Source organism: Bacillus crepusculi, assembly GCF_014764715.1.
Classification (GTDB): Bacteria; Bacillota; Bacilli; order Bacillales; family Bacillaceae; genus Bacillus.
The window spans coordinates 214259-234609 of record NZ_JACXXE010000006.1 but is presented as its reverse complement, the minus strand read 5'-3'; the positions used below and the strand labels follow the sequence as shown (position 1 = coordinate 234609).

The window sequence follows — 20351 nt, the reverse complement described above, 5'->3', positions numbered from 1 at the left end:
CTTCTGTAGAGAGCAGGTCTTTTCAAATTAAATCATTTATTTAGCTTCGCTGTAAAGGCGAGCTACTTCATCCCAGTTCACAACATTCCAGAATGCTGAAATGTAATCAGGACGACGGTTTTGGTAGTTTAGGTAGTAAGCGTGCTCCCAAACGTCTAGTCCTAGGATTGGTGTTTTTCCTTCAGTTAAAGGAGAATCTTGGTTTGGCGTGCTTGTGATTTCAAGTTTGCCATTGTTTACAACAAGCCATGCCCAACCAGAACCAAAGCGTCCTGCAGCTGCTGCAGCGAAATCAGATTTGAATTTTTCAAATCCGCCTAATTCTTTTTCGATTGCATCTGCAAGTTCACCAGTTGGCGCGCCGCCACCGTTTGGTGAAAGAAGTGTCCAGAATAATGAGTGGTTCGCATGTCCTCCGCCATTATTACGTACAGCTGTACGAATGTTTTCAGGCACAGAATTTAGGTTAGCCACTAGCTCTTCGATTGATTGATCTTCAAGAGTTGATACACCTTCGATTGCTTTGTTTAAGTTTGTTACGTAAGTGTTATGGTGTTTTGTGTGGTGAATCGTCATTGTTTCCTTGTCGATATGTGGTTCTAATGCATCGTAAGCATATGGTAATTCTGGAAGTTTAAAAGCCATGGTTAAATTCCTCCTTAGAAATGTATGTACTGAAATGCTTCCTTAATTCATAAGCAAGCAATTCACCCTACTCAAAGAGTATCAAAAGAAACGGCTTGTTTCAACGTTATTGCTCATGATCTGAAACATTTCAGCGTTTATTGTGTATTTAGCCCTTTAGAAAAAGTGTTAAACATCATTTTTTCGATTTAGCGAAGGACATAAAATAAAAAGATGCCCAGCATCAACGCTTGAATCAATCCTTTCGCAAAAACACCTGATACAAATCCGATTAATGAGCCTAACCCTACTTTCACACTCGTTTTCACATCTTTTTGATGAACAAGAAGCTCTGCCATGACACTGCCGATAAACGGACCAATGATAATTCCTGCTATGGGAATAACAAAAGGACCGGCTAATAATCCAATGGTACTTCCCCAAATGGCTGCCCGGCTGCCGCCAAATCGCTTCACACCAATAAGGTTGGAAACATAATCTGCCGCAAACAATACAGCTGTAAACATGGCTTGAATGAGCCAAAACGTCAGCGTAAGCGGCTCGAAGGTGAAAAAGAAACCATATAGAACAAATCCAAGAATCATAAAAACAACACTAGGAATAATTGGATAGACAAGTCCAACAAACGCAATGATAAATCCGCAGCTAATCAGAATCCAATACAACACGTCCAAGCCCCTGCCGCCCCCTTTTTATACGCTGTATACATTATGCCTCATTCCTTCTATCTTAACCAGCCATGAAGGCCGTACTTGTACTTGATGGATAGACATTGATACAATGTGAGAAATAGAAAAGAATGTAGGAAGTGAATCGGTTGAATGTATTTAGTCTATTGTTAAAAGGAATTTACTCACCAAAAGATATTGCTAGAGCACGGTTTACAGGGATTGGAAAGGCTATTTTATTCATTTTTATGCTTTCAATCATCGCAGCTGTTCCTCAGGGTTATCATATGAGCCAAGAGATTTCGAATGCGATGTCAGGATTTCAGCATGTCATCAAAAAGGATTTACCCGACTTTTCAATTGAAAAAGGAACACTTCAAGCGGATCAAAGTACACCAATAGAGAAAGAAGAAAACGGCATCACGATCATCTTTGACCCTGCTGAAAAAATAAAAGCAAGTGAGCTTGAATCAAAGCAAACGGCCATTGCTTTATTAAAAGAAAAAGCGGTGATTGCCATTGATGGGCAAATGACAGATATCCCATACCAGCTTCTTGGCGGAACGCTGACAAAAGATGAACTCGCTCGGGTCACAAACCAGAACCAAGCGATCATTATTCCTGTCATCTGTGTGCTGCTATATTTATCAACTGCGGCTCTCATGTTTATCAGCGCAACATTCCTTGCGATGCTTGGTACATTTATTAAACGAATGCAGCAAAAAGAGCTGTCCTTTCAAATGCTATGGAAGCTCTCAGCCTACTCACTCACGTTAACAACGGTCTTTTTCGCTATTATGAGCGCGTTAAACACCCCTGTTGCAAACTCCTTTTTATTAAATTGGGTGATTAACTTTATCTTCTTATATCTTGTTGTCAAAGAAATACCTGCGAAAAAGTAAACCAGTCAAAAGCCAATGAGCCATTGCCAAGGTTTGTTTACGCAATAAAAGCTCCCTGATTTAGGGAGCTTTTTATGTTTGGTCTTGCTCTATGACTCATCCGGATGAACAATCGCGAACAAATAGTGATCCTCCCACTCGCCATTGATCTTTACTTTTTTACGATTGAGTCCCTCATTTTCAAACCCTGTCTTTTCAAGCACACGAATGGAGCCCTTGTTTGCTGGTTTTACCCCAGCCTCAATTCGGTGAAGTCGCAGTTCATAAAAGGCATAATCAATGATTAAACGAATGGCCTCTGTCATATAGCCTTTCCCGCCTTGATTTTCATCGAGTACATATCCAAGCAAGGCCCCTTCAATAGGTCCTCTTTCAACAGCATTTAGTGAGATCGTTCCAACTAAAGCATCTGTTTCATTTAAGAAAATACCGTGCATATATGCTTCATCTTGTGCACGCCTTTGCATACTGCGCTTAATCCGTTCCATTTGACGAGATAATGTGAAAAATTCATCTTTGACCAAAGGTGTGAATTGCTGAAAATATGAGCGATTCTCAAGTTCAAGTGTTAATAGTGATTGTGCATCATTTTCTGTTAGCGTTCTCACATATATATGCTGACTTTTTTTCTTCATAAACTCTCCCCCTTTTTTTATTTTATCATAATGATCTTAAGCGCTTGACATAATCACCGCCTATTCACAGATGAAGAAAACGTGTTTTTTCAATCCATTACAAGGCTTACTAGAGCAAACTAGAACCACAGATGCTCGCTTTCCTCACCCTTTTGGTTCTATCATTTCAGGACATGCATACACTGAAGTAAACTCTTAAAAGCGGTGAGTGAAATGCGGCGAATGATTTTTTTACTAATTAGTTTGTTTGTCCTCTTTATCATCTTTTTTGATTTAAAAAATGGCACCATTCCAGCTCAGGAAGGTCCCGCTGTTCCTGCAAGTGCTTTTCAAACAGCTGAGAAAAAAGCGTATAAGACGGTCACTGTCAAACGAGGTGAAACCGTGGTATCCATCGTACATACAAGCAAGCCACTTGATGAAGTCATTGAGGATTTCGAGGAGCTGAATCAAGGCGTCAAAGCGAACGAAATCCGGGCAGGTAGCACATATAAGTTTCCGGTCTATAAGAGATAAAACGTTAATTCCTTGTCATTCATACAAAGAGACTGTTACAATATGAACTGTAAAACACGACGTACATCGCAAATGATTGCGTGTACACTAAGGAGCGATTGACAAGTGAGTGAAGTCACACATCGTACTAAAACGCGTCCCGTCAAAGTGGGACCTTTAACTATAGGTGGAAATAATGAGGTTGTCATTCAAAGTATGGCAACAACCAAAACACATGATGTCGAAGCGACAGTAGCTGAAATTAAACGTTTAGAAGAAGCAGGCTGTCAAATCGTGCGTGTCGCATGCCCAGATGAGCGTGCAGCAAATGCGATTGCAGACATAAAAAAACAAATCAACATCCCGCTTGTTGTGGATATTCATTTTGACTACAAGCTTGCACTGAAAGCGATTGAAGCAGGCGCAGACAAAATTCGAATCAATCCAGGAAACATCGGAAGAAGAGAAAAAGTCGAAGCTGTAGTGAAAGCAGCAAAAGAAAAGGGCATTCCAATTCGTATTGGCGTAAACGCTGGTTCATTAGAGAAAAAGATTCTTGATAAATACGGCTATCCAACAGCAGATGGTATGGTCGAAAGTGCACTACATCACATTAAAATTCTAGAAGACCTAGACTTTCATGACATTATCGTCAGCATGAAAGCATCTGATGTAAACCTAGCTATTGAGGCGTATGAAAAAGCAGCAAAAGCCTTTGATTACCCTCTTCACCTTGGGATTACAGAATCAGGTACTTTATTTGCAGGTACAGTCAAAAGTGCAGCTGGACTTGGCGCAATTTTGAATATGGGGATTGGAAACACACTCCGCATCTCATTAAGTGCTGACCCAGTTGAGGAAGTAAAAGTAGCACGCGAACTGTTGAAATCATTTGGTCTTGCAGCAAATGCAGCAACACTGATCTCTTGCCCAACCTGTGGACGAATCGAAATTGACCTCATCAGCATTGCAAATGAAGTTGAAGAATATATTTCTAAAATCAAAGCACCGATTAAAGTAGCTGTTCTAGGCTGCGCTGTAAACGGTCCAGGTGAAGCGCGTGAGGCTGACATCGGAATTGCCGGTGCTAGAGGCGAAGGCCTATTGTTCCGTAAAGGTGAAATTGTTCGTAAAGTGCCAGAAGAAACGATGGTTGAAGAACTGAAAAAAGAAATCGATAAAATTGCTGAAGAGCACTATGCAAAAATGGAAGCTGAAAAAGCAAAAGCCAACGCATAACAAAAAACGCCTGACATCACTGTCAGGCGTTTTTCTGTTCTTGTTAAAAGAACGGGGTGATAAATATGCCTAGGATGACGGAAACAATTCCGATCCCGATTGACCACGCGCCAAGCGCATGTGCTCCTTTTCTTCTTGCAATATAACCAACGACGATTGCCGCTACCCCTAATAGCACCGGCAAGACAAATAACGAGATAATCGCAATCGCGAGTGCTGTATAGCCTATCCCCTTACTGCCTGAATCGTCACTTGCACGGTCACGTTCTCGTCTATCTTCTCGATCTCTTGATGCCTGATATGGCTCTGCAATTTCAGCAGCTGTTTCTTCTAAATAGCCATCATCATTACTAAAGTGTGTGTCGATTTCACGATCATTTCTTCTGAAATCCTCGTCTCTTTCCATGATCAATTCCCCCTTGTGGTTAATAGAAAGGAGCTTTTTTAGTATGAGCAAAAATGTCTGTTTCATGTTTGCTAAAACTTGCTGGAATTGTGAATTGTTTATGTTACACTTTAAGAGTATAAATATGAGGAGTGTGGGCATGTTACGTTTAGGAATTGATATTGATGGCACAGTGACGGCACAGGACACCTTTGTTCCCTACTTAAATGAGTCGTTTCAATGTGCGATCACACTAGAAGATATGACAGAATATGATTTGACGAAGCTTTTAAAGATTTCAAACGAAGAATTTTGGGGCTGGATGGATCAGCATGAGTCTCTTATTTATAAACAGGCGAAGCCTGCCGAGGGTGCAAAAGAGATCCTCGATCAAATGAAACATCACCACAAACTGATTTATATCACAGCAAGAAGGCAGCATCACACGGATGTCACCTACACGTGGTTTCAGGAAAATCACGTGCACTATGATGACATTGAACTAGTTGGCAGTCATCATAAGCTGGAAGCTGTTCAGAAGCACAAAATTGATGTGTTTTTTGAGGACCATCATGGTAATGCCACAATGATTGCAAAAGAGGCGGACATCCCGGTCATTCTTTTTAACTCACCTTATAACCAAATGCCTATTGACGACAGAATCATTCGCGTTAACAACTGGCAAGAAGCGTCTCAATGGATCAAACAATACGAACAGCGTCTGCAAACTACATATTAATGTAGTAAATATAAAAAGCTGATACCCTTCATGTATCAGCTTCAGATGGTTGACAAAGGGCTGAAATGATGTTTATTTTAGCCCTTTGTCTTCTTTTCATGTACCGAGTTGCCCTTCTTTCATTAAAAAATGATACAGTGCCCCCTTCATGCCTGCCTGATTCAAGTAGTAGCACGTTTCCAGCTTCACCTGAATGTTCTTCCAGGCATGCAGTGTATGTAAATGTTTCTCAATACACGGAATTAAATCCTGCCTTGCACTCACGCCGCCGCCAATGAGAATTTTCTCTGGATTAAGGACAGTGGCTACATTGTAAATACCAATGGCTATTCGTTTGTACCACTGATCCACCAGCTTCTCAATAGCCGGGTCGTGCATTGCCTTTTCAAATATCTCTTGACCGTCTATTTGTTTACTTTGCGGAATTCCTTGCTTTTCTTTATAGCTTCGAATTAATCCAGCCGTTGAAGCACTGCTGTTGAGCGTCGTAAACTGACCGTTTTCCGTTTCCGTCAGCATCATGCCAAATTCACCGCCGCGAAAGGATGCCCCGCGCACAAGCTGACCGCCAGCAAAAATACCACCACCAACCCCTGTGCCAATCGTCATACAAATAAAGCTGTCACAGCTTTTCGCATGACCACTATATTTTTCTGCAAGCGCTGCACAATTCGCATCATTTTCCACTTCAACTCGAAGAGAAGTTTTTTCTTCTAAAAGCGCTTTCACATTTTGACCATTTAAAGCGATGATCGCTCCTGCAAATTCTGTATAACCTGATTCACTGTCCACAAACCCCGGAAGGCTAATGGCGATTCCGCTGACATCCGACGTCTTTTGATATTGCTGCACGACATTCTCCATTGCCTCCAAAAACGGTTCAAGCTGCCGGCAATTCGTTTGATAGTCGCCGCTAGTGATCAGCTCTCCATCCTCATCCATTAATCCATATTTTGTTCTCGTCCCGCCTACATCGAACACGACATAATATGACACTTTTGACCCCTCCCTATATTCCAAAAGACTCAAGATTGCCTCTGTTATTACCTGCCTGATCTCATTCTAATGAAACAGCTGCCCTTTGTAAAACGTTTTCAAAAAGACAAAACAAAAAAACCAGCTATGCAGCTGGCTTTTTCATGAGTGAACTTCCTTCGGTTCGCAGGTAGGACACGTTCCGTATATTTCAAATTTATGTCCGCTAATGTGATAATCCTCTAGATCGGCTTCAAGCTTGTCCATAGGACAGGCATCGATCTCCTTTGTTTTACCACATGCAAGACAAATAAAGTGGTGGTGGTGATGGGAAAAAGAACATTTAAAACGAAATAGTTTCTCCCCTGACAATTCCGTTGTCTCTAATATTCCGAGGTCTTCATATAAGGACAGGTTTCGATAAATCGTATCAAAGCTAAGACCTGGGTAATCTTCACTTAATGCAATTAACACATTTTTAGCGGTCAAGTATTTGTCAGAATCAGAAAACAATTGAAGCATATCTTCTCGTTTGCTTGTATATTTGTAGCCTTTTTCCTTTAATAAATCAAGCGCTTCTTGTACGTTCATGATGATTCCCCCTTCTGAATTTGCCAATACTAATACACCCGATTAAAATCAAAATGGACAGCATCACAATGGTTCCGCCTGGCGCTAAATCGAGATAATAGCTTAAGATCAATCCGGCCATGACAGACAATTCACCGAACAAGATCGAAAGGAAAATCGCCTGTTTGAATCCTTTGGCAATACGGATACTTGCCGCAACAGGAAGCGTCATAAGCGCCGACACAAGAAGTGTACCTACGATACGCATCGATGCCGCAATGACAAGTGCGACGACTAAGATAAAAATAAAATGAATCCATTTAGCTGAAATACCAGAAGCCTTTGCATGCTCTTCATCAAATGAGAGCAAAAACAATTCTTTATATAAAAGCACGACCACTAACACAACGACGAGTGAGATTCCAACAATAATCCAAAGATCCAGTCTCGAAACCGCACTGACGCTACCAAACAAATAACTAAACAAATCTGTATTAAAGCCATTAGCAAGTGAAATGAAAATGACGGAAATCCCAATACCACCCGATAAAATAATGGGAATCGCCAGTTCCTGATAATGCTTATACACTGAGCGTAGGCGTTCAATAAACAATGAACCGGCAACAGAAAATGCCATTCCTAGGTACAGCGGGCTAACCCCTGTCAAGAGGCCAAACTTTTTATCAAGGAATAGACTTGCGGCAATCCCTGCTAGTGACACGTGACTGAGAGCATCCGCAATAAGGGAGAGCCTCCTCACGACAATAAATACACCTAGTAAGGGCGCAATAAAACCAATCAGCATTCCTGCGATAAACGCATTTTGTAAAAATTCATAATGAAAAAATGGAAATAGCATTATTCATGTCCCCCATGATGGTGATGGTCGTGATGAATCACTTGAATGTCATGTCCGTAAAATTGAGATAACGCCTGATCATCCATTGAATCAAACGTTTCCGCATCTCCATGAAAATGAAGGGTCTGATTTAAGCAAGCCACATGGGTGACTTTATCAGAGACGGTTCCAACATCATGTGTGACGAGAATTAAAGACATTCCTTTTTCTTTGTTCAATGTTTCGAGCAGCTGATAAAAGCCCTCTACTGTTCGTTGATCTACTCCAACAGTCGGTTCATCTAAAATGAGCAGCTTTGGCTGACTGACGAGCGCCCGGGCAATAAATGCACGCTGCTGCTGCCCCCCTGAAAGCTCACCGATGTTTTGGTGCTTTAAATCTTGTATGCCAACTGAGCGAATGGCCTCTTCAACTTGCCATTTATCCTGCTTACTCATTCGTTTGAATAAACCGATTTTCGACGTCAATCCACTTGCGACGACTTCGTACACAGAAGCAGGAAAACCAGTATTAAAGCTATTCGCCTTTTGAGAAACAAATCCAATTTGATCCCAGTCTCTAAATTTAGAAGCAGGCGTGCCAAATAGCTTTAATTCACCTTGTTGCGGTTTAATGAGCCCAAGCAGGCATTTTAATAAGGTTGTTTTACCAGATCCATTCGGTCCAACGAGTGCCAGAAAGTTCCCTTCCTCTACTGTTAAATGAATGTGATCTATGACATTTCGCTGTCCATACGAGTACGAAATGTCTTTCATTTCAATAATTGGCTTTGCCATGAATCTTTCCACCTTTAATCAATATAAAAGAATGATTACGATTTATACAACAAAAAGAAAATGGCAAGAGCCATTTTCTTTGTCCATACATGTATCTCATTATATAAAAGAACAATAAAAAAGTAAAATAAAAGCTAATGAATGGCTGTTTTGAACTTACCGCCTTTTGTTTCATGTGTATCCATAATCGTAATAAAGGCTTGACCATCAATTTCAAACACAATGGATTTTAGCTTTGTAATTTCAAGCCTTGTGACAACGGCATAGATGACATCTTTTTCTTCATCTGTATAGCCGCCTTTTCCTCTAAGCTTTGTCGTTCCCCTGCCAAGACGATGAAGAATCGCATCTGAAATTTCATCATAATAATCCGACACGATAATGACAGCTTTTGTTTCATCAAGCCCTTGAATCACAGCATCAATTGTTTTCATTGCCAAATAATATGTCATGACAGAATACATAGCCTGCTCTGGTCCGAAGACAAAGCCCGCCCAAATGAAAATGAACACATTGACGATCATGACAAACTCGCCGACGGAGAAAGGAATTTTTTTCGTTAAAAGAATTCCTAAGATCTCTGTTCCGTCCATTGAGCCCCCATTCCGAATGACGAGTCCAACGCCAAATCCAAGTAACAGCCCGCCAAATACAGTCGCTAAAATCGGCTGATTTGTAAATGCCTCTACATGATGGAGTGAAGATTCAATCACGGCTAAGCTGACAATCCCAATCACAGTGGAAATGAGAAAGGTTTTCCCAATATGTTTGTATCCTGATATCATAAATGGAATATTCAAAATGACAACAATCGTCGCAAAATTAATGAATGGGTTATCTGTAAAGAGATAATCCAAAATAAGCGAAATACCGATGATGCCCCCATCAATAATATTGTTTGGCACTAAAAATAATTCAATGCTGACTGCTGCACATGCAGCTCCTACTAGAATCAGAAAAATTCTCATAATAAAATGAGGCACTGATTCCTTTCTATGCTGTTTACTATTTGCCATACGTTCTCCCTTCTACACTTGTTAAATTTTCAATGAACATTTTATTCACTTTACTATTTTATCATTTCATAGAGTAAAATAAAATTTTTTGCACATTTTCCGTTTTCCCCCATACATTGTTACAGAGGGGAGGAATGGAATTGATTTTAATTCAAAAAATTGTCCTACAACGACTCAATCAGATCACAGCAAACGATCTGTTAAGGTATGCGAAGCAGTATGGGGTCAGCTTAACATCAACTCAGGCTGCTGAAGTCGCCAAACTCATGAATGGGAAAAACGTCAATATTTTTAATGATGCAGAGCGTAACCGGCTTCTTAAACAAGTGGAAGCGATTACTTCTAAACAGACAGCGCAAACTGTCAATGATCTGTTTAACCAATTTACAAACTAGGCAAAAAAGGGCCGCATTTAGCGGCACCTCATCACATTGCATGTTTTTTTACTGACCCGTTATTTTTTCTCGTAAGCCTTCATCAAACTGCTTTTCTTTCAGCATCGCAATTTCGAATTTGTAAGGTGGTTTTTTGTTCTTTTTATCTTCACCTACATAAGGCGTTTCTAGAATTTTTGGTACATCTTGAAGCTGCGGGTGATGCACAATATAGCTCAATGCATCGAAACCAATTTCACCAAAACCGATATTTTCATGTCGGTCTTTTCTTGCGCCTTGTACGTTTTTACTATCATTAATATGAAGAACCTTGATTCGGTCAATACCGACGATTCGATCAAATTCTTCTAACACACCATCAAAGTCACTCACAATCGGGTAACCAGCATCGTGCGTGTGACACGTATCAAAGCAGACAGAAAGTGCTTCGTTATGTGTCACACCCTCAATAATTTGGGCAAGCTCTTCAAAGCTTCTTCCGCATTCTGAGCCTTTGCCTGCCATTGTTTCAAGTGCAATTTGAACCTCTTGCCCTTTCACAATGACTTCGTTTAAACCTTCGATGATTTTTTGAATTCCCGCTTCTGTCCCTGCGCCGACATGCGCACCTGGATGGAGAACAATTTGTTTTGCACCAAGTGCTTCCGTACGCTCTATTTCTGAACGAAGGAAGTCCACGCCAAGCTCGAATGTCGCTGGATTGACCGTGTTCCCAATATTGATAATATACGGTGCATGAACGACAATATCTGTCATGCCATGCTCTTTCATATGCGCTTGTCCAGCTTCAATATTAAGGTCTTCAATTTTTTTGCGGCGCGTATTTTGCGGTGCACCTGTATAAATCATAAAAGTATTCGAGCCATAAGAGGCAGCTTCTTGACTCGCTGCAAGAAGCATATGTTTTCCGCTCATGGATACATGTGATCCAATCTTCAACAATGTTTCCCCCTACTTTCCGTTACGCTTTGACTTTCTACGTTCTTGTTTTTTGATTTTATCCATCTCACGTGTCATTTTCTTTTTATATCCAGGCTTGACGGCTTTCGGTTTTTTCACAAGACGCTTTGCTTTTTCTTCAATTTCATTTGGTGCTTTTTTACGTCTTTGACGCTTCAGACGGTCATCTGCATCTCGCCATTCTCCATGAACAATGGTTTTGTTCTCAAACACAACGCCCATTTTCTCAATCTGAACAAGTGCATCCTCATCAGCGAGGTCATAAATAGTCATCGCAATTCCTGAAGAACCAGCTCGAGCTGTTCTTCCCACGCGGTGAACATAAAAATCCAGATCAGATGGAAGTTCATAGTTGATCACGTGGCTGATACCCTTGATATCAATACCGCGGGCTGCAAGATCAGATGCCACAATATAGGTGAACTCCAGATCTTCAATTTGTTTCATGACTTTTTTACGCTCACGCGGCGTTAATCCGCCATGAAGCACACCAATTTTCATTCCTTTTTCTTGAAGGAAGGAAGCAATTTCATCAACGGTTGATTTTGTATTGGCAAAGATGATTCCTAAATAAGGCTGTACATTTGTCACCATCTCATGCAGTAATTTTAATTTGTCACGCTGTTTAGACGGGACTAATATATGCTGAATGTTTTCAGCGGTAATACGTCTTGGTTCAACATGCGCATACTTTGGATTGTCCATATATTTTTTCAGAAAAGGCTTTAGTTTTTCCGGAATGGTTGCAGAGAACACAAGCATTTGCAGCTTCTCTGGCATTTGTGCGCCAATACGGTCCACATCTTCTAAAAATCCCATATCCAGCATTAAATCCGCTTCATCAATGACAAGAGAAGTCGCTTTGTAAACATTCAGCGCCTGCTCATGAATGAGATCAGCAATACGACCAGGTGTGCCGACAACCAAATGTGGCTGGTTCTTAAGCTTTTGAATGGATTTCTGCTTGTCCGTTCCTCCAATGTAAAGCTTTGCTTTAATCTCTTCCTCTGGAGAAGTATTCTTTAAGATGGTTTGGGCTTCTTTGAAAATTTGATTAGCTAATTCACGTGTTGGTGCCGTAATCACTACTTGTACTTGTTCTTTGCTTGGATCGATTGAATGAATCAGCGGCAATAAGTACGCATGGGTTTTTCCAGTTCCTGTTTGTGATTGACCAATCACGCTTTCTCCTTTTAAAACAGCAGGGATAATTCTTTTTTGAATATCAGTTGGCTCATAAAAGCCCAGTTCATGAATAGCATCTATAATAAATGGCTTTAATTCATATGTCGTAAATTTCGTTTCTTTCATGTTTTCACTCCTTAAGGCAATGCCTTTTTGCTCATCTCCTCATTATAGCTGATTTTCAATAAAAAAACCATGTCCGCTTTTCTTACAGGAAACCAATTGATGCTTCCTTGCATAACCTATGAAGAGAAAGAGAATGCAGTAAGGGAGGTACAAGTATGTTAGGGCAAAGGCCTATGGGCGATTTTCAGCCGCATCGTCCCTCACGCCGGCACCTTGGAAATGGCGGACAGCCCGGGATTTTTCAAAGGAGACAGCAGGCTCCTATCGCACAGCCTTTCCAAGGGCAGGGGAATCAATTTCAGCAACTGATGCCTCGCTCCCCGTCTGTACAGGGAGGCGGTTTACGAGGGATGGGCGGTATTCCAGGGGGCGAGAGCCGTGCACTAGGCGGCACCGGAATTAAGGGCATGCTCGCTAAATTTCTTCCTGGAGCCGGAGGAGCAGGCGTTTCTGGAGGTGGCGCGGGGTTACAAGGAATCCAGAGCTTCACAAATCCTGCGACCCTCTCAAGCATGTTAGGAAATGTTCAAAAAGTGCTCGGAATGGCGCAGCAATTCACACCAATGATTCAGCAATACGGCCCTTTAGTGAGAAATCTGCCGGCGATGATTAAGCTCTACAGCCAGCTTGGCAGTGCAGATGATGATGAAACAAATGCAAACGATACAGACGAAGAACCAAAAGAGCTCGGCGGGGAAACAGAAGCGGTGCATGAAGAGGCAGCACCAATTGATAAGGCAGAGGAAATAGAAGAAAATGAAAAACTAGAGGACATTCTTGTCAAAAAAACAGCCCCACACACATCCCCTGCTCCTGAAGCTAAGCCGAAAAAAAGATCTGGCAGTTCTGTTCCAAAACTATATGTCTAGTGACCTTTGAAAGGCGAAGCGGCTACCGCGTATAACAATCTTTGATATATGCGCTTACTTTGGCTATAATGGAAGCAAGAGAATGATAAAAAGCCGTTTTATATGCGGCTTTTTATATTGTTCTTCTCTAGCAGCACTTCCCTACAGGAGGACGAATAAATGAATGTGATTAAAATATCGCCGCGTGGCTATTGCTATGGCGTTGTGGATGCAATGGTCATTGCTAAAAATGCCGCACTGGATAAAAACTTGCCACGCCCAATTTATATATTAGGTATGATTGTGCACAACAAACATGTAACAGATGCCTTTGAAGAAGATGGGATCTACACACTAGACGGACCCAACCGCTTGGACATCTTAAAGCAGGTTGAAAGCGGAACAGTGATTTTCACCGCTCATGGCGTTTCTCCCGAGGTTCGCCAAATTGCTGAAGAAAAAGGCCTTGTCGCCATTGATGCAACCTGTCCAGATGTAACAAAAACACATGAACTCATTTCAGAAAAAACAGCCGATGGCTATGACATTATTTATATCGGGAAAAAAGGTCATCCTGAGCCAGAAGGAGCAGTCGGAGTCGCACCAGACAAGGTGCACCTTGTCGAAACAGAAGCTGACATTGAGGCGCTGGATTTAACGTCTGATAAACTGCTCATTACCAATCAGACGACGATGTCACAGTGGGATGTCTATGATTTGATGGAGCTCATTAAGGAGAAATACCCTCACGTCGAATACCATCAAGAAATTTGCCTTGCGACACAGGTACGTCAGGAGGCAGTTTCACAGCAAGCTGGCCAAGCCGATCTCACCATTGTGGTCGGCGATCCGAAAAGTAATAACTCTAACCGTCTCGCGCAAGTCTCAATGGAGATTGCCGGAACGCAGGCTTACCGTATTGGTGACCTAAGTGAGCTCAAGCTGGAGTGGCTGCAAGGCGTAAAAACCGTTGCCGTTACCGCAGGTGCTTCCACGCCGACACCTATTACAAAAGAAGTCATTCGCTTCCTAGAAAACTATGAACCAGATGATGAGTCGACTTGGAAGGTTGAACACGCTGTTCCTCTTTCTAAAATATTACCTCGCGTAAAAACGAAAAAATAAACAAACGTCAGAGCGCTGTGCTCTGACGTTTGTTGTTTATATAAACTGAAATGGGTTTGTGTTTGATTCTGATACAAAGAGCTGTACATCATACTTTTGATCCGTACACAGCGATTGAAGCTTCGCTCTGACGCCCTCTTTCATAATCTTTTCTGCGTAATGACCTGGGTCCACTACGTTCAGTCCGAGCATCATTGCATCGTGGGCGACATGGAAATAAAGGTCTCCTGTCACATACACATCAGCACCCATTCTTTTTGCTTGATGGATGTATTTATTTCCGTCTCCGCCAAGCACAGCCACCTTTTTCACAACCGCTTCCTGATCTCCTACAAAACGAGCACCATTCACATCTAGCTTTGTTTTCACAAATTGTGTAAACTCTAAAAGTGTCATAGGCTCCCTTAGCTCTCCAATGCGGCCGAGGCCTTTTTGAACAGGAGGAAGATCCGTCGTATGTACACTGTAAGCCACCTCTTCATAAGGATGTGCTTTGATCATTTCACGAATCACTTGTTTTTCAATACTTGCTGGAAAAATGGTTTCAATCCGCACTTCTTTCACAAATTCCAGCTTACCCGCCTCACCAATAAATGGATCAGCTTCTTCTGATGGAAGGAAGCTGCCTGTCCCTTCATTTGAAAATGCACAATGGCTGTAGTTGCCAATATGACCAGCTCCCGCATTTCCTAAAGCTGTTCTAATGGCCTCTTCAAATTCCTCTGGAACATACAAGGCAAGCTGCTTGATTTGATCTTCATATGTCGGCACTAACACATTGGTTTTTTCGAGCTCTAAAGCTTCAGCAAGCAAGTCATTGACTCCTCCATCCGCTACATCTAGATTCGTATGGGCAACATATACCGCAATATCATGTTTGATACATTTCTCAATGATCCGACCAGCCGGCTGATCTGTCGCTACATGTTTTAATGGACGGAAAATCGGCGGATGGTGTGCAATGATGAGATCTACCTTCCGCTCAATCGCCTCATCTACCACATTTTCTAATACATCCAAAGTGATCATGACATTGGTTACTTTTTTATTTAATGTCCCAATTTGGAGACCGATTTTATCACCTTCCATGGCATAAGCCTTTGGAGAAAATTGTTCGAACAATTGAATAATTTCATGCCCGTTTACTGTTTTAGCCAACAGTCAAAACCTCCTTTAGAATCTTTATTTTCGCATTCAGCTCTTGCAGGCGCTCTTTGTTCTCTTCTGCACGCGCTGCCTTTTGAATTTGATCTTTTATGTTTTCCATATGCTGAAGCTCTTGCAGCCACTTGCGCCGGAAGACGTCATTTTGCTCTTTGGCAAGAAACGGACCAACGAGCATGCCTGTTTCAATTGACATCCCTTCATAGGCCTTATCTTTGTCGCCTTTTTCTGCGATGATGATTTCGTATATTTTACCATCCTCTTCTAAAATGACTTCATCCATCAATTCATACCCCTCTTGATAGAGCCATAAACGAATATGGTGAGCATGGATATTCGGCTGAAGAATGAGCCGCTCATGGCCTGCGAGCTTGTGCTTGCCTTCATTTAGAATGCTTGCGATAAGTGCTCCGCCCATACCGGCAATCGTTACAGCATTCACTTCGCCTTGTTCAATGACTTCAAGACCGTTTCCTTTTCTGACCGAGATCTGTTCATCTAATTCAAGTCTATGTACTTGCTGCTTCGCCGATTGAAGCGGTCCATCTGTAATTTCACCAGCAATGGCTTTCACTGCTTTTTGATGCAGGATCGCATAGCATGGCAAATAGGCATGATCTGAGCCAATATCAGCGAAGACAGCCTCATGTGGTAAAAAGTCTGCGACTCTTTTTAATCGTTTCGATAAATTCATTTCATTCATACGTATCACTACTTTTCTTTAATGTTCATCCCTTGTCTATCTTATATAAATTATGAACTTTTTAAAAGTCGTTTTCAAATGAAAAAAGCTCTTCTGATGAAAAAGAGCTTTTTGCGTAACATTATTTAATTTTGGACACCCATTCCGCCATTTCATCTAGCTTTTCATTCGGGATCAGCCCGCCTGGCATCCCGTTTCCGCCTTCTTGAATTTTCTTCTTGATGTCTGCGACTTCAAGCTTGTCGCCAACACCTTTTAATGCAGGACCTGCGCCGCCCTCATAGTTTTCCCCATGACAGCTCAGACAGTTTTGCTTATACAATTCTTCCGGCGTCGCATTTGCTGTCTCTTCTTGCTTTTGCTCTTCGCCACCAGAGGCAATTTTTTCTTCATCTTTCAGCCCCTTCATTGATAAGAAAAAAGTGAGTCCAATACCTAAAATGGCAATCAATAAAAATGGTATAAGTGGATTCCGTTTCATTTCTTTCATCCTCCCCTTTGTGAAAAACCCCTTTAAGACTATGCAAACAATTCTAATTCTACTTTAATTTTACAAAAAGTAAACGAATTATGATACAAAACTTTGGTCAAGTTCACAGATTAGACAAAAATGAATCAAGATGAGAAATGAAGCCTTCAGCACATTTTGATGTATTTTTTATACATCTTTTCTCTAAGAACGTTGCAAATTCATTTGTTATTCAGTAAAATATAATCAGATTGAAAAAAGCGTTTTCATTTTGATGAAGAAAGAACGGATCTCTTTCAAGATCCGTCCGGTTTCTATTCTAAGAAGTCTTTTAAACGTTTACTTCTGCTTGGGTGTCTTAATTTACGAAGAGCTTTCGCTTCAATTTGGCGGATACGCTCTCTTGTTACGCCAAACACCTTTCCAACCTCTTCTAACGTGCGTGTTCTTCCGTCATCTAGTCCGAAACGTAGTCTCAGCACATTTTCTTCACGGTCCGTTAGCGTGTCTAATACATCTTCCAGCTGCTCTTTTAACAATTCGTATGCAGCATGGTCAGATGGAGAGGTCGCCTCTTGGTCTTCAATAAAATCACCAAGATGCGAGTCATCTTCTTCACCAATAGGTGTCTCTAAAGATACAGGCTCTTGCGCAATTTTAAGAATTTCTCTTACCTTTTCTGGGGTTAGATCCATATCTTCTGCAATTTCCTCTGGCGTTGGTTCTCTGCCTAGGTCTTGAAGAAGCTGTCTTTGAACACGGATCAATTTATTAATGGTTTCCACCATATGAACTGGGATACGGATCGTTCTTGCCTGATCGGCAATGGCACGCGTGATCGCCTGTCTAATCCACCAAGTTGCATATGTTGAGAATTTATAACCTTTACGGTAATCAAACTTCTCAACTGCCTTCATGAGCCCCATGTTTCCTTCTTGAATCAAGTCAAGGAACAGCATACCACGACCGACGTAGCGTTTTGCAATACTGACAACGAGACGAAGGTTCGCTTCCGCTAATCTTCTTTTTGATTCCTCATCGCCTTCTTCGATCTTTTGAGCATACGTAATTTCTTCCTTAGCAGATAACAAATTGACGCGTCCGATTTCTTTTAAGTACATACGAACAGGATCATTAATTTTGACACCTGGTGGTACGCTTAAATCATTCAGGTCAAATTCCTCTTCTGCTTTAGCCAGCTGCTGAACATTTGGGTCCTCTGTCTCTTCATTTTCACTGATGAGCTCTACACCCTGTTCGCCTAAGTATTCATAGTATTCATCCATTTGGTCTGATTCAATTTCAAAGCTAGACATACGCTCTGCAATTTCTTCGTATGTTAAAACGCCCCGTTTTTTACCCGCTTCAGTGAGCTTATCTCTCACCTGTTCAAAGGTTAATTCAGTTTCGGTTTCGTGGGCTTGTTTATCAGCCATTATGGATCCCTCCTTCCAAAGCTTGCAACGAATTCTAAAGTAACTTGCGATTTGCTTCCGCTCTGCTTTTCTCTCTCTATCAAACAGATGAGCAAATAGGAATAAAATAAATAATGATGAAGGCAAGATGCTTGCGGTCTTATGCTCCTCCCCTAAAGGATTCATTGCCAGCCGTAAGCCTTGTCATAAATATTAGACGTATTACTTCAGCGAACGGTTCAACTGAATAATTTCTTTTGCAAGTGTTGCCGCTTTGAAGAAATCTTTTTGCCTCTCCGCTTCTGCACGTGCTCGTTCTTTTTCCTTTATCATTGACAAATTCCGATGATTCAACACTTTTTTTACATAATCACTTAATTCAGCTTCACTTAGTTCGTCTCCAACTTGAATCATTAATATATCCGTCAGAAGCTGATTCATCATATCATCTTCCAAACGATTCATCAGGTGCTGCGGCGTCGGTTCTTTGCCTTCTTCATACAATGCATAAATGTACGTTGCCAGCGCCCTGTGCGTATCTATATTAAATTCAATCCCTACTCTGTCAAGCACCTTGCGGATCACATCATCGCTTTTTAACATATGAGCAAGTAGCATTCTCTCTGCATTTTCATATGCCGGGCGTAGACGCTTTCTTCTCACCTGTGTTGACAGATGTGCACGCCGTTTTTCAAGCCCGCTTTCTTCTTGCGTGCTTTTGGCTTCTTGCCGCTGCTGCTTTTCAAACAGCTCTAGTTGTTCCTTTAATGAGTCAAGTGAGATCGAGAACTCTCCAGCAAGCTGTTTCATGTAAATCTCTTGTTCCAAGGAGCCGTTTAATCGGCTGATTTCTCGGAGAACTTGCTTCATATAAGCAAGACGGTCTCCTTCGTCTGATAAATTCTTTCCTCTTCGGAAAAAATTCATCTTAAATGTCATGAATGTCACACTGGCATCTATGATGTCATTCCTAAATTTCTCGCCGCCATATTTACGGATGTAATCATCTGGATCGAGTCCATCTGGTATCATGGCAACGCGAACTTTACATCCTCTTTTTCCAAGCAAATCTGACGCTTTCATGGTCGCTTCATATCCAGCCGTATCAGAGTCATAACAAAGGATAACCTCTTCTACGTTCCGCCGGAGAAGTTTTACATGCTCTTCTGTTAAAGACGTACCCATTGTTGCAACACTTTCGCCAACACCCGATGTGACAGCTGAAATGACATCAGCAAATCCTTCGAAAAGGACCGCCCGTTCGCGTTTTCTAATATGCATCCGCGCGTCATGAAAGTGATAGAGCAGCTTACTTTTATGAAAAAGTGGCGTTTCAGGACTATTCATATACTTAGGCTGCTGATGACCAAGTGACCTTCCAGAAAAAGCAACGACCGTTCCGTGATGATCATGAATGGGAAACATGACACGATCCCTAAAGCGGTCAAAAAAGCCTGTGCCGTTTTCACGTTGAATTAAAAGACCAGCTTTCTCCATCATCACAGGATCAAACCCTCGTTTTTCTAAAAACTTGGTCATGAAATCCCAAGAATCAAGAGCATATCCGATCTCAAACTTGGCAATTGTTTCATCCGTAAAGCCTCTGGACCGTAAATAATCGAGTGCGTTTTGACCTTCCTTTGTATTTACCAGCAAATGGTGGTAAAATTTCTTAAGAAGCTCATGTGCCTCAATCATTTTATGATTTACTGTATCCTCTTGCTGTGAGGAACTGATCTGAGCATTCGCTACATGATCAGGCAAATCAATATGGTACTTATCAGCAACATGTGAAACGGCTTCAATAAATGAGTAGCCTTCCATTTGTCTGAGGAACGAAAACACATTACCTCCAGCACCACAGCCAAAACAATGGAAGATTTGCTTATCTGCTGAAACAGAGAATGAAGGAGTATTTTCACCATGGAATGGACAAAGACCGAAGTAATTTCGACCTTGCTTTCTAAGCTGTACGTATTCTCCAATCACTTCGACAATGTCTGCGTTTTTTTGAATCTGCTCCAAAAGTTCATCTGGTATACGTTTGCTCATCCTAA

At 41.5% G+C, this 20351-nt stretch carries 23 protein-coding genes; 7 read left to right on the top strand and 16 right to left on the bottom strand.

Annotation, left to right across the window (positions count from 1 at the left end; translation table 11 throughout):
• Positions 1 to 36: 36 nt before the first annotated feature.
• Together sodA and IEE86_RS12885 are read right to left on the bottom strand one after the other, a co-directional pair.
• Entirely contained in the window at positions 37 to 645 is a 609-nt protein-coding gene (gene sodA / locus IEE86_RS12890) for a superoxide dismutase SodA (RefSeq protein WP_071168923.1), read from the bottom strand.
• A gap of 188 nt (positions 646 to 833) precedes the next feature.
• Positions 834 to 1319, bottom strand: a complete 486-nt coding sequence (locus tag IEE86_RS12885; RefSeq protein ID WP_191097565.1) for a DUF456 domain-containing protein — start codon at positions 1317 to 1319, stop codon at positions 834 to 836.
• A 143-nt stretch (positions 1320 to 1462) separates the two neighbouring features.
• Here IEE86_RS12885 and IEE86_RS12880 point away from each other — a divergent pair, with 143 nt between their 5' ends.
• A complete protein-coding gene (locus tag IEE86_RS12880) occupies positions 1463 to 2215 on the top strand; it encodes a DUF1189 domain-containing protein (RefSeq protein ID WP_191097564.1) in 753 nt (250 codons plus the stop codon).
• Positions 2216 to 2304: 89 nt separating this feature from the next.
• Here the strand turns inward: IEE86_RS12880 and IEE86_RS12875 are convergent, their stop codons facing one another.
• Positions 2305 to 2850 (bottom strand): GNAT family N-acetyltransferase, encoded by a 546-nt coding sequence (locus IEE86_RS12875; protein ID WP_191097563.1) that lies wholly within the window; start codon positions 2848 to 2850, stop codon positions 2305 to 2307.
• 213 nt (positions 2851 to 3063) lie between these two features.
• Here IEE86_RS12875 and IEE86_RS12870 point away from each other — a divergent pair, with 213 nt between their 5' ends.
• Positions 3064 to 3366, top strand: coding sequence for a LysM peptidoglycan-binding domain-containing protein (locus IEE86_RS12870; protein ID WP_191097562.1), 303 nt, complete (start codon positions 3064 to 3066; stop codon positions 3364 to 3366).
• Positions 3367 to 3471: 105 nt separating this feature from the next.
• A complete protein-coding gene (gene ispG / locus IEE86_RS12865; protein ID WP_191097561.1) occupies positions 3472 to 4584 on the top strand; it encodes a flavodoxin-dependent (E)-4-hydroxy-3-methylbut-2-enyl-diphosphate synthase in 1113 nt (370 codons plus the stop codon).
• A gap of 43 nt (positions 4585 to 4627) precedes the next feature.
• Here the strand turns inward: ispG and IEE86_RS12860 are convergent, their stop codons facing one another.
• Positions 4628 to 4990: a DUF308 domain-containing protein gene (locus IEE86_RS12860; protein ID WP_191097560.1), complete on the bottom strand. Its 363-nt coding sequence runs from the start codon at positions 4988 to 4990 to the stop codon at positions 4628 to 4630.
• Between the two features lie 139 nt (positions 4991 to 5129).
• Here IEE86_RS12860 and IEE86_RS12855 point away from each other — a divergent pair, with 139 nt between their 5' ends.
• The gene (locus IEE86_RS12855) at positions 5130 to 5708 is read left to right on the top strand and encodes a 5' nucleotidase, NT5C type (protein WP_191097559.1); all 579 of its coding nucleotides are present in this window, start codon (positions 5130 to 5132) and stop codon (positions 5706 to 5708) included.
• Positions 5709 to 5804: 96 nt separating this feature from the next.
• On the opposite strand, the gene IEE86_RS12850 is transcribed toward IEE86_RS12855, so the two are convergent.
• The 5 genes from IEE86_RS12850 to IEE86_RS12830 form a co-directional block, all read right to left on the bottom strand.
• Positions 5805 to 6704 (bottom strand): ROK family protein, encoded by a 900-nt coding sequence (locus tag IEE86_RS12850; RefSeq protein ID WP_191097558.1) that lies wholly within the window; start codon positions 6702 to 6704, stop codon positions 5805 to 5807.
• A 141-nt stretch (positions 6705 to 6845) separates the two neighbouring features.
• Positions 6846 to 7274, bottom strand: a complete 429-nt coding sequence (gene zur / locus IEE86_RS12845; protein WP_191097557.1) for a zinc uptake transcriptional repressor Zur — start codon at positions 7272 to 7274, stop codon at positions 6846 to 6848.
• A complete protein-coding gene (locus IEE86_RS12840; RefSeq protein WP_191097556.1) occupies positions 7252 to 8112 on the bottom strand; it encodes a metal ABC transporter permease in 861 nt (286 codons plus the stop codon). Before IEE86_RS12840 ends, zur begins: the two co-directional genes overlap by 23 nt.
• Complete coding sequence (locus IEE86_RS12835; RefSeq protein WP_191097555.1) at positions 8112 to 8888, bottom strand: metal ABC transporter ATP-binding protein; 777 nt, start codon at positions 8886 to 8888, stop codon at positions 8112 to 8114. Before IEE86_RS12835 ends, IEE86_RS12840 begins: the two co-directional genes overlap by 1 nt.
• A 134-nt stretch (positions 8889 to 9022) precedes the next feature.
• A complete protein-coding gene (locus tag IEE86_RS12830) occupies positions 9023 to 9904 on the bottom strand; it encodes a YitT family protein (RefSeq protein ID WP_099726621.1) in 882 nt (293 codons plus the stop codon).
• 140 nt (positions 9905 to 10044) lie between these two features.
• On the opposite strand from IEE86_RS12830, the gene IEE86_RS12825 reads away from it, so the two are divergent.
• The gene (locus tag IEE86_RS12825) at positions 10045 to 10299 is read left to right on the top strand and encodes a DUF2624 domain-containing protein (protein WP_191097554.1); all 255 of its coding nucleotides are present in this window, start codon (positions 10045 to 10047) and stop codon (positions 10297 to 10299) included.
• Positions 10300 to 10347: 48 nt separating this feature from the next.
• Here the strand turns inward: IEE86_RS12825 and IEE86_RS12820 are convergent, their stop codons facing one another.
• Positions 10348 to 11241 (bottom strand): deoxyribonuclease IV, encoded by an 894-nt coding sequence (locus IEE86_RS12820; protein ID WP_191097553.1) that lies wholly within the window; start codon positions 11239 to 11241, stop codon positions 10348 to 10350.
• 9 nt (positions 11242 to 11250) lie between these two features.
• Positions 11251 to 12570 (bottom strand): DEAD/DEAH box helicase, encoded by a 1320-nt coding sequence (locus tag IEE86_RS12815; protein ID WP_191097552.1) that lies wholly within the window; start codon positions 12568 to 12570, stop codon positions 11251 to 11253.
• A 155-nt stretch (positions 12571 to 12725) separates the two neighbouring features.
• Here IEE86_RS12815 and vrrA point away from each other — a divergent pair, with 155 nt between their 5' ends.
• Together vrrA and IEE86_RS12805 are read left to right on the top strand one after the other, a co-directional pair.
• A complete protein-coding gene (vrrA, locus tag IEE86_RS12810; protein ID WP_191097551.1) occupies positions 12726 to 13439 on the top strand; it encodes a VrrA/YqfQ family protein in 714 nt (237 codons plus the stop codon).
• 159 nt (positions 13440 to 13598) lie between these two features.
• The gene (locus tag IEE86_RS12805; protein ID WP_105925885.1) at positions 13599 to 14543 is read left to right on the top strand and encodes a 4-hydroxy-3-methylbut-2-enyl diphosphate reductase; all 945 of its coding nucleotides are present in this window, start codon (positions 13599 to 13601) and stop codon (positions 14541 to 14543) included.
• A 36-nt stretch (positions 14544 to 14579) separates the two neighbouring features.
• Here the strand turns inward: IEE86_RS12805 and IEE86_RS12800 are convergent, their stop codons facing one another.
• From IEE86_RS12800 to dnaG, 5 genes are all read right to left on the bottom strand, one after another.
• Complete coding sequence (locus IEE86_RS12800) at positions 14580 to 15701, bottom strand: Nif3-like dinuclear metal center hexameric protein (RefSeq protein WP_191097550.1); 1122 nt, start codon at positions 15699 to 15701, stop codon at positions 14580 to 14582.
• A complete protein-coding gene (locus tag IEE86_RS12795) occupies positions 15694 to 16410 on the bottom strand; it encodes a tRNA (adenine(22)-N(1))-methyltransferase (protein WP_191097549.1) in 717 nt (238 codons plus the stop codon). The genes IEE86_RS12800 and IEE86_RS12795 overlap by 8 nt, the downstream gene beginning before the upstream one ends.
• A gap of 121 nt (positions 16411 to 16531) precedes the next feature.
• Positions 16532 to 16891 carry a cytochrome c550 gene (gene cccA / locus IEE86_RS12790; RefSeq protein ID WP_191097548.1) on the bottom strand — a complete coding sequence of 120 codons (360 nt, stop codon included), beginning with the start codon at positions 16889 to 16891 and terminating at the stop codon, positions 16532 to 16534.
• Between the two features lie 302 nt (positions 16892 to 17193).
• Positions 17194 to 18315, bottom strand: coding sequence for an RNA polymerase sigma factor RpoD (rpoD, locus tag IEE86_RS12785; RefSeq protein ID WP_191097547.1), 1122 nt, complete (start codon positions 18313 to 18315; stop codon positions 17194 to 17196).
• A 201-nt stretch (positions 18316 to 18516) separates the two neighbouring features.
• Positions 18517 to 20346, bottom strand: coding sequence for a DNA primase (gene dnaG / locus IEE86_RS12780; protein ID WP_191097546.1), 1830 nt, complete (start codon positions 20344 to 20346; stop codon positions 18517 to 18519).
• Positions 20347 to 20351 lie beyond the last annotated feature (5 nt).